Origin of the sequence: Paraburkholderia sartisoli (genome assembly GCF_900107685.1) — a bacterium.
Lineage (GTDB): Bacteria > Pseudomonadota > Gammaproteobacteria > Burkholderiales > Burkholderiaceae > Paraburkholderia > Paraburkholderia sartisoli.
Genome location: NZ_FNRQ01000004.1, coordinates 85,831 through 100,758, shown reverse-complemented (window position 1 = coordinate 100,758; position 14,928 = coordinate 85,831). Strand labels below are relative to the sequence as shown.

14 protein-coding genes are annotated in these 14,928 nt (G+C 64.9%); 6 read left to right on the top strand and 8 right to left on the bottom strand.

What is annotated here, in order from left to right; genetic code table 11:
• Window positions 1-60 precede the first annotated feature (60 nt).
• Window positions 61-870 (bottom strand): class I SAM-dependent methyltransferase, encoded by an 810-nt coding sequence (locus BLV45_RS14310; protein ID WP_090534071.1) that lies wholly within the window; start codon window positions 868-870, stop codon window positions 61-63.
• A gap of 157 nt (window positions 871-1,027) precedes the next feature.
• Window positions 1,028-1,369, bottom strand: coding sequence for an NIPSNAP family protein (locus BLV45_RS14305; protein ID WP_090534069.1), 342 nt, complete (start codon window positions 1,367-1,369; stop codon window positions 1,028-1,030).
• A 242-nt stretch (window positions 1,370-1,611) separates the two neighbouring features.
• Between BLV45_RS14305 and BLV45_RS14300 the strand changes: the two genes are divergently transcribed.
• The 4 genes from BLV45_RS14300 to BLV45_RS14285 all read left to right on the top strand — a co-directional run bounded on the left by BLV45_RS14300 (window position 1,612) and on the right by BLV45_RS14285 (window position 6,236).
• Entirely contained in the window at window positions 1,612-2,547 is a 936-nt protein-coding gene (locus tag BLV45_RS14300) for a LysR family transcriptional regulator (protein ID WP_090534067.1), read from the top strand.
• 120 nt (window positions 2,548-2,667) lie between these two features.
• A complete protein-coding gene (locus tag BLV45_RS14295) occupies window positions 2,668-3,861 on the top strand; it encodes a CaiB/BaiF CoA transferase family protein (RefSeq protein WP_090534064.1) in 1,194 nt (397 codons plus the stop codon).
• Window positions 3,858-4,811 carry a hydroxymethylglutaryl-CoA lyase gene (locus BLV45_RS14290; RefSeq protein ID WP_090534063.1) on the top strand — a complete coding sequence of 318 codons (954 nt, stop codon included), beginning with the start codon at window positions 3,858-3,860 and terminating at the stop codon, window positions 4,809-4,811. The genes BLV45_RS14295 and BLV45_RS14290 overlap by 4 nt, the downstream gene beginning before the upstream one ends.
• A 69-nt stretch (window positions 4,812-4,880) precedes the next feature.
• On the top strand, window positions 4,881-6,236 hold the full coding sequence (locus BLV45_RS14285; protein WP_090534061.1) for an MFS transporter: 1,356 nt from the start codon (window positions 4,881-4,883) through the stop codon (window positions 6,234-6,236).
• A 99-nt stretch (window positions 6,237-6,335) separates the two neighbouring features.
• Here the strand turns inward: BLV45_RS14285 and BLV45_RS14280 are convergent, their stop codons facing one another.
• Window positions 6,336-7,988 carry a methyl-accepting chemotaxis protein gene (locus tag BLV45_RS14280; RefSeq protein ID WP_090534059.1) on the bottom strand — a complete coding sequence of 551 codons (1,653 nt, stop codon included), beginning with the start codon at window positions 7,986-7,988 and terminating at the stop codon, window positions 6,336-6,338.
• Window positions 7,989-8,277: 289 nt separating this feature from the next.
• On the opposite strand from BLV45_RS14280, the gene BLV45_RS14275 reads away from it, so the two are divergent.
• On the top strand, window positions 8,278-8,754 hold the full coding sequence (locus tag BLV45_RS14275; RefSeq protein WP_090534057.1) for a VOC family protein: 477 nt from the start codon (window positions 8,278-8,280) through the stop codon (window positions 8,752-8,754).
• A 22-nt stretch (window positions 8,755-8,776) separates the two neighbouring features.
• Here BLV45_RS14275 and BLV45_RS14270 read toward each other — a convergent pair whose 3' ends face one another.
• From BLV45_RS14270 to BLV45_RS14260, 3 genes are all read right to left on the bottom strand, one after another.
• Window positions 8,777-11,608 (bottom strand): bifunctional diguanylate cyclase/phosphodiesterase, encoded by a 2,832-nt coding sequence (locus tag BLV45_RS14270; RefSeq protein ID WP_245753269.1) that lies wholly within the window; start codon window positions 11,606-11,608, stop codon window positions 8,777-8,779.
• Between the two features lie 249 nt (window positions 11,609-11,857).
• Entirely contained in the window at window positions 11,858-12,064 is a 207-nt protein-coding gene (locus BLV45_RS14265; protein WP_090534055.1) for a hypothetical protein, read from the bottom strand.
• A 275-nt stretch (window positions 12,065-12,339) separates the two neighbouring features.
• Complete coding sequence (locus BLV45_RS14260) at window positions 12,340-12,855, bottom strand: YbhB/YbcL family Raf kinase inhibitor-like protein (RefSeq protein WP_245753267.1); 516 nt, start codon at window positions 12,853-12,855, stop codon at window positions 12,340-12,342.
• 248 nt (window positions 12,856-13,103) lie between these two features.
• Between BLV45_RS14260 and BLV45_RS14255 the strand changes: the two genes are divergently transcribed.
• Window positions 13,104-14,099 (top strand): aldo/keto reductase, encoded by a 996-nt coding sequence (locus BLV45_RS14255; protein ID WP_090534051.1) that lies wholly within the window; start codon window positions 13,104-13,106, stop codon window positions 14,097-14,099.
• 78 nt (window positions 14,100-14,177) lie between these two features.
• Here the strand turns inward: BLV45_RS14255 and BLV45_RS14250 are convergent, their stop codons facing one another.
• Both BLV45_RS14250 and BLV45_RS28090 read right to left on the bottom strand, forming a co-directional pair.
• Entirely contained in the window at window positions 14,178-14,588 is a 411-nt protein-coding gene (locus BLV45_RS14250; protein ID WP_090534049.1) for a rubredoxin, read from the bottom strand.
• A gap of 13 nt (window positions 14,589-14,601) precedes the next feature.
• Window positions 14,602-14,727 carry a hypothetical protein gene (locus BLV45_RS28090; protein ID WP_281246314.1) on the bottom strand — a complete coding sequence of 42 codons (126 nt, stop codon included), beginning with the start codon at window positions 14,725-14,727 and terminating at the stop codon, window positions 14,602-14,604.
• Window positions 14,728-14,928 lie beyond the last annotated feature (201 nt).

Genomic DNA, 14,928 nt, shown 5'->3' with positions numbered 1-14,928 from the left:
TTATCGAGGTTGCGCACGAAACCGAAGCCGCAGCCCGGTGATTGCACGGACATTTCATGATTACTGCACGGCCGGCCTGCGTCCGGCTGCGAACGTCATGCGCCGTTTCAACGCGATGCCGCGTGGTCCGCGTTTCACTTCGAGCGCATCGCCCAGCAGTTGCCGCACGCGCACGTCATCGGCTTCGTCGAGCGCGGAGAGGAAGTTGCCGAACGAACTGGCGCGGCTGAACGCGATCACTTCGTCGACGGTTTCGAACGCGTCGTCGAACTCGCGAATTTCGTTGTGCGTCACGTTAAAGCCGGCCGCCGCGAGCAGCAACGCGGCGCGCTCCTGCGTGAGCTGATGCGGCGCGCCGACACGCGTGGCCTGCCAGCGCGGCTCGCGGGCCAGCAGCGCGTGCAGCACGACGTGCAGATCGTGCGGCGCTTCCTGCGACATCGTCGTGAAGCCGACGCGGCCGCCCGGCTTCAGCACGCGAAACGCGTGCTGAAGCGCGACCAGCTGATCGGGTATCCAGTGAATCACGCTGTTGAAGTAGACGACGTCGTAATGCGCATCCGGCACGTCGTGCAGCGCTTCGGCACGGCCGACGCGTGCATCGAAGCGCCCCTGTGCGCGTTTTCGCGCGAGTTCGACGCGCAGCGCGAGCGGATCGATGCCCAGCACTTCGCCGTCCGGACCGGTGCGTTCCGCCACGGCCCCGGTCAGCAGGCCGGTGCCGCAGCCGATGTCGAGCACCTTCTCGCCGCTTTGCACCGCGAGCACGTCGAGCAGTTCGAGACCGTGATGAAACTGGCGCGTACCGAGCCGGTCGTATTGTTCGGCGAGCGTGACCGAATCCAGTTCAAGGCTGAGCGAAGTCGACATAGCGGGTCCATGTGATGACGATTGCACATGGTAGAGGTCACCCCGGCGCAACTGAAACGAGAAATCCTGCTATCGATCTGACGGCGAAGCGCATTCGACGCTATAGCATCGAATACGCGCGAATCGCGCCGAATCAGCGATGGAAAACATTCTGTCGCTATGGGGTAACGCGCTGCGCTGGAATGCAGAACGTGCCATCCACGACTTCGGCAAACGTGCGTTCTTCACGCAGGATGAAACGTTTCGCTTGCGCCATGCGGAAGTTCGCGACGGATTCCGGATCGGTCTTGAGGCGTGTTCGATACGCTTCGTAAGCGGCGAGGCTTTCGAAGGCGACCAGTCCCCACGCGATGTCGCTGGTGCCTTCATGCGGCAGGAAATAGCCGACGAGATGTCCGCCGCAACGCGGAATAATGCGCCCCCATTGCTCCGCGTACGCTTTGAACGCGTCGCGCTGGAACGGGTCGATCTGGTAGCGGATGAAGCAGGTGAGTGTCATGCGATGCGCTCCTGTGGGATCGTCCGGATGATCTCCGGCGCGAGTTCACAGTGTGCGCGACACGCGGGCAACGACGTTTCAGGCTGGGGCGAAACGTCGTTGCGGGGGCAGGGACGGGGCCCCACGCGGGGCGCGTACGGATCCTGCCCGCCGGGCAGGCCGCGCCCCGCGAACCCACGAGCGGCAGACGACCGCTGCCAATTCAGGTCAAAATGCGGTTTTCCGCGTTACACCCACCAGGTATGGCTCTCACCAATCTCCTGAGAAAACTCGATCTCACGACGCTGCAACTGTTTCTGGCCGTGTACGAGGAGCGCACGCTCACGCGCGCGGCCGAGCGCGAAGCCATTGCGGTGTCGGCCGCGAGCAAGCGTCTGCTCGAACTCGAACATGCGGTGGGCTCCGCGCTCTTCGTGAGAAAGGCCCGTGGCATGGAACTGACCGCGGCCGGCGAGACGTTGCTGCATCACGCGCGGCGGGTGTTGCGCGACATCGAGAACATCGGCCTGGAACTCGCGGAGCACGCGAGCGGGGTGATCGGCTATGTGCGGATGATGGCGAACCTGTCGGCGATCGTCGAATTCCTGCCCGAAGACCTGCGCGCGTTTCTCGCGGGCAACGAGCGCGTGCGCATCGAACTCGAGGAGCGGCCAAGCGGCGGGGTGATCGGCGGCGTGGCCGACAGCCTCGTCGATCTCGGCATCTGTTCGGGCGACGCCGACACGCGTGGCCTGCACGTCACCCACTATCGGCACGACCGGCTCGTGATTGTGATGCGCGACGACCATCCGCTCGCCACGCGCGAAAGCGTGACGTTCGCCGACACGCTCGACAGCGACCACGTGGGCCTGCATGCCGCGAGTTCGATCAACATGCGCACGCATCTCGCCGCGCGCCAGGCGGGCAAGCCGTTGCGGCTGCGCATCCACGTGCCCGGTTTCGATGCCGTATGCCGGATGGTGCAGGCGGGCATGGGTGTCGGCGTGCTGCCGCTGCACGTGTACAACGCGATTGGCCGTTCACTCGGCCTCACCGCCGTGACGCTCGATGAAGCGTGGGCCGCGCGCAGCCTGCTGATCGTCGTGCGCGATCCCGACGCGCTGTCGCCCGTGAGTCGCCTGCTGTTCGATCATCTGTGTACCGTTGAAGCTCGCACGGGTGTGGCGCCGGGTGCCTGAACCCTGCCGCTGGCGAGCGTTCGCGTCTGGCGAACGCTCGTTGCCGGATTGCGGCTGGACGCCGCGCGAGCGTCGCCCATAAGCTGGCTCCCATTCGAAACACGATCGGGAGACAGCATCATGAGTGGACCCTTGAAGGGGATTCGGGTCATCGAAATCGGCACCCTTATCGCCGCGCCGTTCGCTGCCAGGATGCTGGCGGAATTCGGTGCGGAAGTCATCAAGATCGAAGCGCCGAACGACGGCGATCCGCTGCGCAAATGGCGCAAGCTGCACGAAGGCACGTCGCTGTGGTGGTATCTGCAGTCGCGCAACAAGAAGTCGATCTGCGTGAACCTGAAATCCACCGAAGGCGTCGCCGTCGTCAAATGCCTCGCGGCCGACGTCGATATCGTCATCGAAAACCTGCGCCCCGGCGCGCTCGAACGTCTCGGCCTCGGCTGGGACGTGCTGCACGGAATCAACCCCAGGCTCACGATGGTGCGTATCTCCGGATACGGCCAGTCGGGCCCGTATCGCGACCGTCCGGGCTTTGGCGCGATCGGCGAGGCAATGGGCGGTATCCGTTACACGACAGGCGACGTTGACGGCGCGCCGGCACGCGTCGGTGTGAGTCTGGGCGATTCGCTCGCTTCGCTGCACGGCGTGATCGGCGCGCTGATGTCGGTGCTGCGCGTGAAGACGGGACAGGGCGACGGCCAGGTTGTCGACGTGTCGCTGGTGGAAAGTGTGTTCAACCTGATGGAAAGCCTCGTGCCCGAATACGATCTGCTCGGACACGTGCGTGAACGCAGCGGCGGCGCGCTGCCGGGAATCGCGCCATCGAACACGTATCGCAGCGAAGATGGCGGCTACGTCGTGATCGCGGGCAACAGCGACCCGATTTTCCGGCGCCTGATGCAGGTGATCGGCCGTGACGATCTCGCCGATGACCCGGCGCTTGCGCATAACGACGGCCGTGCCGCGCAGAGCACGATGCTCGACGCGGCGATCACCGCATGGACCTCGCACCATTCGACCAGCGACATTCTTGCCGCGCTCGAACGGGCACAGGTGCCGGCCGGCCGCATTTATTCGATCGCCGACATCGTCGCCGATCCGCATTACGCGGCGCGCGAGATGCTGCTTCAGGCGAGCTTGCCGGACGGCACGCCGGTCAGGATGCCGGGCATCGTGCCGAAGCTGTCCGACACACCGGGCGCGGTGCGCTGGCAAGGCCCGACGCTGGGCGAACACACGGACCCGGTGCTGGCGGAACTCGGCTTCAGCGCGCCTGAAATCGAGCAGTTGCGCCGCGCGGGAGCGGTGCAATGAACGGCGCGCCCAACCTGCTGCACGACACGTTGATCGTGCAGGAAGTCGCCCCGCGCGACGGGCTGCAAATCGAGCCGACATGGGTCGAAACCGACGACAAGGTCGCGTTGATCGATCAGCTTTCGGGCGCCGGATTCTCGCGTATCGAAGCCGGCTCGTTTGTCTCGCCGAAAGCGATCCCGGCATTGCGCGACGGCGACGCGGTGTTTGACCGCATCAAACGGTCTTCCGATGTGATCTACGTTGCGCTGGTGCCGAACGTGAAGGGCGCGCAGCGCGCGGTCGCCGCACTCGCCGACGAACTGAACCTCGTGATGTCCGCGAGCCAGACGCACAACCGCGCGAACATGCGCATGAGCTGCGAGCAGTCGCTGGCGGGCTTTGCCGATATCGTGAGCCTTGTCAAGGGTTCGCATGTGTCGCTGAACGGCACGGTGGCGACCGCGTTCGGCTGCCCGTTCGAAGGTGCAATCGACGAAGACCGCGTGATGGCAACCGTCGACACGTATCTCGAACTCGGCCTGCAAGGGGTGACGCTCGCGGACACCACCGGCATGGCGAATCCGCGTCAGGTGGCGCGCATCGTCGCGCGCGCGCTCGAACGCGTCGGCCCTGACGCGTTGACGCTGCACTTTCACAACACACGCGGTCTGGGCCTCGCGAACGTGCTGGCCGCGTATGAAGCGGGCGCACGGCGTTTCGACGCGGCGCTTGGCGGCCTCGGCGGCTGTCCGTTTGCCCCGGGCGCGTCGGGCAACATCTGCACGGAAGATCTCGTCAATCTGTGTGACGAGATGGGCATTCCGACTGGCATCGATCTCGTGAAGCTGCTCGAACTGTCGCGTGTACTGCCTGCGCTGCTCGGTCACGACGTGCCGGGACAGCTTGCGAAAGCCGGCCGCAATTGCGACGTGCATCCCGTGCCGGACTACGTTCGCAGCATCGTTTAACACCATTCCCACCTTTTCATTGACATTCGACCGGACCGCGCACGCGCGAGTCCGGCACAGGAGACAGACATGAGCGATCTGGGCGCCCTCGGCAATCCGCGGGATCACGAAGCCGGGCAGATTCCGGAAACCCGGCAGGGAACGAACACGATCATCCGCAAGGTCGCCTGGCGACTGATGCCGTTGATCATGATCTGCTACCTGTTCGCGTTTTTTGACCGGATCAACATCAGTTTCGCGAAGTTCCAGTTGCAGCACGATCTTGGATTCACCAACACCGCGTATGGACTCGGCGCGAGTCTCTTCGTGATCGGTTATGTGCTCTTCGAAGTGCCGGGCAACATGTTGCTGTACAAAGTCGGCGCGCGGCGCTGGATCGCACGCATCATGATTTCGTGGGGACTCGCGACGGCGGCGATGGTCTTCGTCCACACCGAGTGGCAGTTTTACGGGTTGCGCTTTCTCATTGGCGCGATGGAAGCGGGGTTTGCACCCGGCGTGCTGTATTACCTGACGCTCTGGTTCCCGGCGAGCTATCGCGGGCGCATCACGTCGCTGCTGTTTCTGGCATCGGCGTTTTCGGGGCTGGTCGGCGCACCGCTGTCGGGGCTCGTGCTTGGGCACCTGAGCGGCACGTGGGGCATGCCGGGCTGGCACTGGCTGTTTCTGCTGGGCGGCCTGCCATGCGTGTTGCTGGGTGTACTTGTGCTCAAGGTGCTGAAGGACCGCATCGAAGACGCACCCTGGCTCTCCGGTGCGGAAAAACAGTACCTTTCCGCGCGGATCACGCAGCAGGAACCGCGCGATACCGGCGGCCATTCGCTCGGCGGTGCGATAAAGACTCCCGGCTTTCTTACGCTGGGCCTGATCTATTTCCTGATCCAGGTCGCGTCGTACGGGCTGAATTTCTGGGCGCCGCACCTGATCCGTGCCGCCGGCACGCAGAATCCGACGGTCATCGGTCTGCTAACCGCCGTGCCGTATCTGTGTGGTGCGATCTGCATGGTCGTGGTGGGGCGCATGTCGGATGCAACAGGGGAGCGGCGCAAGTTTGTCTGCGCACTGCTGGTGATGGCCGCGCTCGGGTTCTTCGCGGCCGGTTATTTCGACAGGCAGACCACCTGGTTGATTGTTGCGCTCGGCGTGATGGGGGCAGGGGTGGTGGCATCGATTCCCGCGTTCTGGGCGCTTCCGCCGAAGCTCCTGACGGGTGCCGGGGCGGCCGGCGGCATCGCGCTCATCAATACGCTCGGGCAGCTCGGCGGCATCGTGAGCCCGGTGATGGTGGGTCGCATCAGGGACCTGACCGGCAGCACGACGCCAGCGCTCTACGTGATCGGTGCAACGAGCCTCGCGTGTGCGTTGATCCTGCTCTATGGCGTGCCCGCCACGCTGCGCAGCAAGGACCATCCGGCTTCACGGTAGGTCCGCGCGTGTCGTCTGCATCGTTCGCTGTTCGCGGCAGACCGGTTTGCCTGTACCGGTGAGCCGCGCCCAGCGGCGCATGAGGGCAATACCCGCAATCTACGCAGGCACTTGCCGGCGCGCCTGATTCGCGCGAGGCGCCGGCTTCGACGCCGCGCCCGCCGCAGCCATGCCGTGCCATTCATCATTCGCATCGGAATGGCCGGTGCGAAAACTCACGATCACGGCCTGCAACTGCCGCGCCTGTTCCTCGAGCGATTCCGCCGCCGCAGCAGCCTCTTCGACGAGCGCGGCGTTTTGCTGCGTCATCGTATCCATCTGCGCGACCGCGGAGTTGACCTGCTCGACGCCCGTGCTCTGCTGCGCCGCGGCCGCCGCGATTTCCTGCACGACGTCCGTCACGCGCGCAATCGCCGTGCGCGTCTCCTGGATCGTCTCACCTGTGCGTTCGACGAGCGCCGCGCCCGTGCCCACCTTGCCGACCGCGCTCTGGATCAGCGCGCGGATTTCCTTCGCGGCCGTCGCGCTGCGCTGCGCAAGCGTGCGCACCTCGCCCGCGACCACCGCGAAGCCGCGTCCCTCTTCGCCCGCGCGTGCCGCTTCGACAGCGGCATTGAGCGCGAGGATGTTGGTCTGGAACGCGATGCCTTCGATGACGCCGACGATGTCCTCCATCTTGCGCGATTCGTCGGAGATACCGCGCATCGCGGTGACGACCTCCATCACCATCGTCTCGCCGCGACCGGCGATCTGCACGGCGCCGCTCGCGAGCTGGCTGGCGGTACCCGCGTGATCGGCGGTCTGGCGCAGCATCGAGGTGATTTCCTCCATGCTCGATGCTGCTTCCTCGAGCGATGCCGCCTGGCTTTCGGTGCGCGCGGAAAGGTCGGCGTTGCCGGTGGCGATTTCGCGCGATGCGGTGGCGACCTGGTCGGCGGAATCGCGTATCTGGCCGATCGTGCGGCCCAGCGCGTCGCGCATGCCGCGCATCGCCAGCATGAGGCTCGTTGTGTCGTCGGTGCGGGTTTCGATCGCAACCGTGAGATCGCCTGCCGCGATCGAATCGGCGACCCGCGCGGCGCTCGCTGGATCGCCACCGATCGTGCGCTGGATGCTGCGGTTCGTGAACGCGACGAGGGTCGCGAGGAGCGTCGCCAGCAGGACGAACACGCCGGCCGCGAACCACAGCGAGCGCACGAGCGCAGCGTTGATATCGTCGACGTAGGCGCCGGTGGCGATGATCCAGTCCCACGGCGCGTAGCGCACCACGTAACCGATCTTGTCGACCGCCGCGCCGTCTTTCGCATTGGGACGCGTGAACACATAGTCGACGAAGCCGCCTTCGGGCTGCTGCGCGACCGTCGCGAACGTCACGTAGTGGTGGCGGCCGTCGGCGTCCGCGCTGCTGCGCAGGTCCTTGCCGTTCGTGGCCGGCTTGATCGGATGCATCACCATCCGCGGCGTCGAATCGAGGACGAGGAAGTAACCGTCCTCGCCGTAACGCACGTCACGCAGGCGGTCGAGCGCCTGTTTGCGCGCTTCTGCTTCGGTGAGCGCGCCGCTTTTCGCTAGCGCCGCGTATTCGGTGACAATGCTCAGACCAACATGCGCGACGTTGACGAGATCGTTCTTGCGTTCCTCGATACGCGTCTGCCGCGACTGCCACGCGGCGGCCACCGAAACGAGAAGCAGCGCGAGCAGGCTGACGACCAGCGGCAACCAGAGTTTCTTTCGGAAGCTAAGTGTTTGCATTACGGCAACCTCGTGTGCCCGTACCGAACGATGAATGAAACAACCCTGCCTCCCTGTGTTATCGGCAGAAGGGCGCCCGATATGTTGTGGATGGAAACCCTGGGGGCAGATCATGTCGTCCTGTGCTGTGTGTCCGGGCAGCCGGTCGCAGTCGAACGGATCGGGCCGGCGGGCAGTCAAAAAAATTCCCGGGCGGTGTCGATTTGCAGCGTGGCCGCCCGTCGTGAAGAAGGAGGCGCGGAGTTTGTCACGGCCCTCCTTACCCCAACCCAATGAAGGAGCCGCCACCATGAGTACCTCTGTCAAACCCGTTCCTGAGGGCATGCATTCGATCACGCCGCATCTGATTTGCGCAGGCGCGGCCGACGCGATCGAGTTCTACAAGAAAGCGTTCAATGCCGTCGAGCTGGTCCGGATGGCGGGACCGGACGGCAAGCTGATGCACGCGAGCCTGCGAATCGGCGACGCCGCGATCATGCTCGTCGATGAAGCACCGGACTACCACATGGTCGGGCCGAAAACGCTGAAAGGCACGCCGGTGACGATCCACCTGTACGTGGAGGACGCGGATGCCGTGATGCAGCAGGCCGCGGCAGCCGGCGCGACGATTACGATGCCCGCGGCCGACATGTTCTGGGGTGACCGCTATGGACAGCTGGAAGATCCGTTCGGGCACCGCTGGTCTGTTGCGACGCACAAGCGCGACGTCACACCTGAAGAAATGAAAGATGCGATGAGCAGGATGGCGAGCGGTCAGGGCTGCTGAGCGCGCATCGTGCGCCGGGTCGCTATTGCTCCACGGTGCGCTTTCCCGGCGCCAGCGAAGAGCACATCAGGTTGTCCAGCGACATCGGCCGCGCGATGTAATAGCCCTGCACCTGCGATGCGCCGATGCCGCGCAGCATCGCGAGCGTCGCTTCGTCCTCGACACCTTCGGCGACGACGTCCAGTTCCAGCGACTCGGCCATCCGCACGATGGCGCGCACGATCGCGCGGCTGCGCGCGCTCGACGTCAGTTCGAGCACGAACGATTTGTCGATTTTCAGGCCGCTGAAGTGGTATTGATGCACGTAGCTCAGCGACGAGAAGCCGGTGCCGAAATCGTCCAGCACCACGGACATGCCGTTTTTCGCGAGCTTTTGCATCGTCGTGCGCGCGAGGTCCGGCTCGGCGATCAGCGCGCCCTCGGTCAGTTCCAGCGAGATGCGCGACGGATGCACGCGGTGACGGCTCAACAGTTCGAGCACCTCGTCGGCGAATTCGGGGCGCGTGATGCTGTAGCTCGACAGGTTCACGTGTACGGGCGGCCAGTCCGCGTGGTCGGCCCGGGCGAGGATCAGCGCGACGCGCGTGAGCATGTACATGTCGAGCCGTCCGAGCAGCTTCAGCCCTTCGACGGCCGGCAGGAAACGTCCTGGCACCCAGACATCGCCGTTCGGCTGGCGCCAGCGCACCAGCGCTTCGAGCGCGACGAGCTGGCCCGTCTTCACGTCGACGATCGGCTGGAAATACGGCAGCAGCTCGTCGTCGCGGTTGAGCGCCTGGCGCAGCGCGCCTTCTGTTTCGATCTGGTCCGACAGCTCGCGGCGCAACGCCTGGTTGAACACCGCGAAGCTGTCGCGGCCGCGATTCTTCACGCGATACATCGCGGTGTCGGCGTCGCGCAGCAGATCGGCCGGCGCCGAATGGAACTTGCTGTCCGCATCCACGATACCGACGCTACACGTCGAAAACACCACGTGTTCGCCGATGTTGAACGGCTGGTCGAACGCGGCGAGGATCCGTTCCGCCATCGCGAGCACCACCGGCAACGGCGCGCCCGGCACCATGACGGCGAATTCGTCGCCGCCGAGGCGCGCGAGCAGGTCGTCGCGGCGCATGCAGTCGCGCAGGCGCCCGGCCACCTGAACCAGCATCGCGTCGCCGAAATGGTGGCCGAGGCTGTCGTTGACGACCTTGAATCGGTCGAGGTCGATAAACAGCACCGACAGCGTCGTGCCTTCCGTGCAGTGCGCGTGCCACGCGCTTTCGAGCCGTTGACGCAGATGCGCGCGATTCGGCAGGCCGGTCAGCGCGTCGTGAAAGTTTTCGTGCAGCAGCCGCGCGTTGGCGTCGTCGAGTTCGCGCGTGCGCTCATGCACGCGCGCCTCGAGTTCGAGATTCGCGGCCTGCAGCGCGGCGGCGGCACGGCGGCGCGCGAGCGCCGTATCGATGTGACGCGACACGAATGTCAGCACTTCCTGATCGTGCGCGTCGTAACGCACGCGCGGCGTATAGCTTTGCACGACGAGCACGCCGCACACCGTGTCGCGATCGAAGAGCGGAATGCCGAGCCAGGATTGCGACAGGACGTTGTCGTACTCGATTTCACCCAGCTCGACGAGCCGGATGGATTCGTCCCGGTGGATCAGGCACGGCACGGCCTGACGGATCAGATATTCGGTGAAACCGCGCTTGCCGCTGCGCGGCGGGGGCCGCTCGCGCACCTTTTCGTCGACGAAATACGGAAAGGAGACTTCGTCGGTAAACGAATCGTAGAGCGCGATATAGAAGTTGCGCGCATACAGCAGGCCACCGACGATCTTGTGCAGGCTTCGAAAAAAATCGCTGATTTCGACGGACTGGCTCGACAGCCCGGCGATCTCGAAGAGCGCCGCCTGCAGATGTTCCGCGCGCTTGCGCTCGGCGATTTCGAGGCGCAGCGTGTCGTTCAGCTTCGAGAGTTCGGCGGTGCGCACGGCGACCTGCTGTTCGAGATCGACGCGATGCAGGATACGGTCGAGCGCCATCGCCACGTGGCGCGCGACGACCAGAAACAGCGCGCGGTCTTCGGCGGTATAGATGCGCGACTCGTCGTAGACCTGCATCGCCACCATGCCGATTACCTGGTCCGACGCGTTCTTGAGCGGCGCGCCCATCCAGAATTCGGGGCGCTGCCCGACGCAACGGAAGTGGCCGGCGGCCTCGGCCGCGGCGATGCCGGCGGCGCCGATCAGAAGCGGCTGGCCGGTGGTGATCACGCGACCGGTCAACGAAAGCTGGTCGGGATCGACACGGTCCATGTGGCCGGGATCGACGGCTTCCGTGTCGATCACGTCGACGTAGTACGGATACGTCACCATGCTCGTTGCCGGGTCGTACAGCGCGAGGTAGAAGTTCTCGGCGTCGATCAGCGTGCCGAGGCGCGCGTGAACGGCGTGCAGGAACGCCGTGCGGTCGCTGATCGAACTGGAGAGATAGGCGATGTCGTACAGCACGCGCTGCACGTTCTGCGCGCGCGCGAGCGCTTCGGCCTGCGCCTCTTCGCCGATATGGCGGGCGAATTCCGCGAACGCGGGGTCGTCGGCGTGTTCGGCGCCGGTCAGCAGCCAGCCGAGCACGCTTTCGCCCCGGCCGGTCGGCCGCGCGTGCCAGCGCAGCGTCGCGCAGACGCGCGGCAGGTCGTCCTCGCCGATAAAGCGCGGCCAGTCCCGCCGCGCGCCGCCCGCGCAGGCAAGGTGCAACTGTTCGCCCGCGCGGTACCAGGCCCACGAGCGGGTAATGCCGTTTTCCCGCGCCACGCGAAGCAAACTTTCCCCAGACGGCTGTCGCTGGCTGGATGACGGTGACATGTTCCCCATGACTCAGCCCCTCGTCTTCCTGAATGTTTTCCCCGTTATCCTGCTATATCGACCGCAATGAAGGGAACTTGAGGGAAATATGTCGGCGAGACGAAGGCAAGCGCGGGGGCGCGCGGTCTGACGCGAGGTGGGTGGTGGTTCTGGCGGGCAGTTGAGCCCAGCTCGACGAGGTGAGGATGGCCGTTGCGGGCACAACCGTAAGCACAGCCGCGCGTGCGGCTGGCGGCACAATGTTGCTTCCTGCCGCGCTCAGTCCCAGATGTTCCGGAACGCGACGGCGGCGATTATCGGCATCGTCACCACGAGCGGGATGGCAAAAACGGGCACTTCGTTGAGGATCAGATAGGCGAGCCCCACGGCCAGCACCGCGAGCCCGACCAGTACGGTGAGGAAATTGAGCATCGCCTTGGAAGGCTGCTTTCTGCGTGGCCGTTCGCTGGTCGAATCGGTTTTCATGGCTCGCTCCATGTCATGCGCGCGTGTTCGCTGTGTCTGCCCTGCATCCGGCGGATTCTGTTTTTCTGGAACACTCATGGCACGTCAATTCCGGTTGGTCATCGATAAATTGTACGCTCTGGGCCTTTTATGGGAAGCGTCTTCTGCGCCGGGTGGCGTTAAAACGCGTAAAGATGCGCGGAAGAAATGTGAGGGCAGCCGGAAAGCACGCCGTCAGGATCGGCGCGAAGGCGTGACGGACGCCTTTTAGCGTCGCGTCACCGTTGAAGGCGCCGCTAGCGCCCGTAGCGCAGCACGATGCTCGTGGCGGCCAGCACGTGCTCCTTCATCGCGGCGAGGAGCGCATCGCGCGTGAGGCCGGCCGGCAGTGCGTCGGGCGGCAGGTCGAGCGCCCAGACCTGGGCGACGTAGTGATGCGCGATCTCGCCCACTGGCGGACATGGACCGAAGTAGCCGGCGTGTCCCGTACGGTTCGTGCCGCCGACGCTGACCGCGGGCGGCGTGCCCGCGCTGAGCGACGTCGTCGATGCCGGCATGCCATACATCAGCCAGTGCACCACACCCAGACCTTTCGCGCCGTCGGGATCGAATATTCCGACCGCAAAGCTCTTCGTGCCCGTGGGCGCGTTGCGCCATTGCAGTGCCGGCGAGACGTTCCTGCCGCCGCAGTTCATCGCGTCGGCGGCGTGGCTTGAATCGAGTGTCGCGCCGTCCTTCATTCCGGGCGACGACAGTTCGAACGCATTCGCCCATGCACCCGTTGCAGGGAGTACGAGTGTCGTGCAGAGCATGCATGTACGCAGCACGCGTCGGAGACTGCTTGAGGGCTCGCTTCGCGTCATGGCGGCTGTCCTGAATGAGAGATGAAAGGCGTGTCACGTTGCACGTGATGCGAACGCTAATGGAGCACGCTTTATTCCCCGTCGCAAGGATTTCGTAACGCAGCGCAGGGCGCGGCGACGCGCCCGCGGCTTAGCGGTTATTCTTTTCCCTTTGCGCGTCTGGCGCCCCGCAACCTTCGCATAGGGAGAGCAGTGTCATGCAATATTCCAAATTCGGCCGCACGGGTCTGACTGTTTCGCGTCTGTGTCTTGGCACGATGACGTTCGGCTTGCAGACCGAAGAAGATGTCGCGCGCAGCATTCTCGATACGGCGAGCGAAGCGGGCGTCAATTTCATCGATACCGCCGACGTCTATCCGCTGGGTGGCGGCGAGCAACTGGCCGGCCGCACGGAGGAAATCATCGGCCAGTGGCTCAAGGGCCGGCGCGATCGCTACATTCTCGCGACCAAGGCGGTGGGCAAGGTCGGTCCGTCGTCGTGGGACCAGGGCGCCTCGCGCAAGCATCTGCTCGATGCGATCGATGCTTCGTTGCGTCGCCTCGGCACGGATTACGTCGACCTGTACCAGTTGCATTCCGACGACGCCGAAACGCCGCTCGACGAAACGCTCGAAGCGCTCGACATCATCGTGCGTTCGGGCAGGGCGCGTTATGTGGGCGTGTCGAATTTTCTCGCGTACCGGCTTGCGCGGGCGCTGGGCCGTGCCGACGTGCTGCGCGTCGCGCGCTTCGTGTCGGTTCAGCCGCGCTACAACCTGCTGTTCCGGCAGATCGAGCGTGAGCTGCTACCGCTTGCCGGCGAGGAAAACCTCGCGGTGATTCCATACAACCCGCTCGCGGGCGGTCTGCTGACGGGCAAGCACCGGCACGATGCGCCGCCGGCGGCAGGGCGCTTCACGAACACGGTGGGCAAGGCGGGCGCGATGTATCAGGAGCGTTACTGGCACAAGCGCGAATTCGAAACCATCGACACGCTGCGCGACATCGTCGCGCAAACCGGCGAATCGCTGACGAAGACATCGGTGGCCTGGGTGCTCGCGAATCCGCGTATCACGTCGGCGATCATCGGCGCGAGCCGGCCCGATCAACTGACCGATACGCTCGCCGCCGCCGATCTCACGCTCGATGCAGCGCTCAAGGCGAAGCTCGACGAGGAGACGGTTGAATATCGGTGGGGGGATGCCGCGCGGTGAGCGGGAAGCGGTTTCTCTCGTGATCTGCCGCCTGTGTATGTGCGCGATGTACACGAGCACAGGCGTGCGTCACGTGCGTCAGAACTCCACCAGCGCGAAATCTTCCTTGCCCACGTCGCAGAGCGGGCAGCGCCAGTCGTCGGGGATATCGGCCCAGCGCGTGCCAGGCGCGATGCCGTCGTCGGGCGCGCCTGTGGCTTCGTCGTAGACCCAGCCGCAGATCACGCACACCCATTGTTTGAATTCATCGGCCGGTGAAGCATCGGGCTGCGCCCGCATCGCTTCGCCCTGAATTGCAGGCGCTTCATCGAGACTCACGACGAGCGGCGCGGCCGTTCCCGCTTCGCTCGCCGCGAGCCGCGTCTGAAGCGCGTGCAGCAACTGCTGCGCTTCCTGTGCCGTCAGGTCGATCCAGTACGGGTCGCCCGCGCCGTCGTTGAGCCGGCCGGGCGAAAACTGGATTTCGACCGCTACCCCTTTTTTGTACATGGTCGCTGTGCGCTTACTGGATCAGCGCATTCGCCAGCAGGGAGCCGACGATGCCAATGGCCGCCACGATGCCGAGAATCTGCATGAGCGTGAGGGATTTGCGGGAAGCTGAAGCGTTCGGGGAAGAAGACGAAGTCACGTGCAGGTTCTTTTGAAGGACGAAAGCCCGACATTATCGACGATTCTGGCCGCCCGATTCCCAACTGGCTGTAGATGGTGCAATTCCCGAGCGTTGTTGCGAGCGCATGCGACGCGCCGACAACCCTGCGCGCGACAAGGTCAAACCGGCTGCCGCACGGCCTTACCGGGCGTGGTGTCTTGGTTGCCCGCGGCAGGTCGC

Coding starts and splice junctions, on each gene's coding strand:
- BLV45_RS14305 (WP_090534069.1), bottom strand. CDS start 1,369: ATGACACTCACCTGCTTCATCCGCTACCAGATCGACCCGTTCCAGCGC.
- BLV45_RS14285 (WP_090534061.1), top strand. CDS start 4,881: ATGAGCGATCTGGGCGCCCTCGGCAATCCGCGGGATCACGAAGCCGGG.
- BLV45_RS14275 (WP_090534057.1), top strand. CDS start 8,278: ATGAGTACCTCTGTCAAACCCGTTCCTGAGGGCATGCATTCGATCACG.
- BLV45_RS14265 (WP_090534055.1), bottom strand. CDS start 12,064: ATGAAAACCGATTCGACCAGCGAACGGCCACGCAGAAAGCAGCCTTCC.
- BLV45_RS14270 (WP_245753269.1), bottom strand. CDS start 11,608: ATGGGGAACATGTCACCGTCATCCAGCCAGCGACAGCCGTCTGGGGAA.
- BLV45_RS14300 (WP_090534067.1), top strand. CDS start 1,612: ATGGCTCTCACCAATCTCCTGAGAAAACTCGATCTCACGACGCTGCAA.
- BLV45_RS14280 (WP_090534059.1), bottom strand. CDS start 7,988: ATGCAAACACTTAGCTTCCGAAAGAAACTCTGGTTGCCGCTGGTCGTC.
- BLV45_RS14255 (WP_090534051.1), top strand. CDS start 13,104: ATGCAATATTCCAAATTCGGCCGCACGGGTCTGACTGTTTCGCGTCTG.
- BLV45_RS14250 (WP_090534049.1), bottom strand. CDS start 14,588: ATGTACAAAAAAGGGGTAGCGGTCGAAATCCAGTTTTCGCCCGGCCGG.
- BLV45_RS14310 (WP_090534071.1), bottom strand. CDS start 870: ATGTCGACTTCGCTCAGCCTTGAACTGGATTCGGTCACGCTCGCCGAA.
- BLV45_RS14295 (WP_090534064.1), top strand. CDS start 2,668: ATGAGTGGACCCTTGAAGGGGATTCGGGTCATCGAAATCGGCACCCTT.
- BLV45_RS14260 (WP_245753267.1), bottom strand. CDS start 12,855: ATGCTCTGCACGACACTCGTACTCCCTGCAACGGGTGCATGGGCGAAT.
- BLV45_RS14290 (WP_090534063.1), top strand. CDS start 3,858: ATGAACGGCGCGCCCAACCTGCTGCACGACACGTTGATCGTGCAGGAA.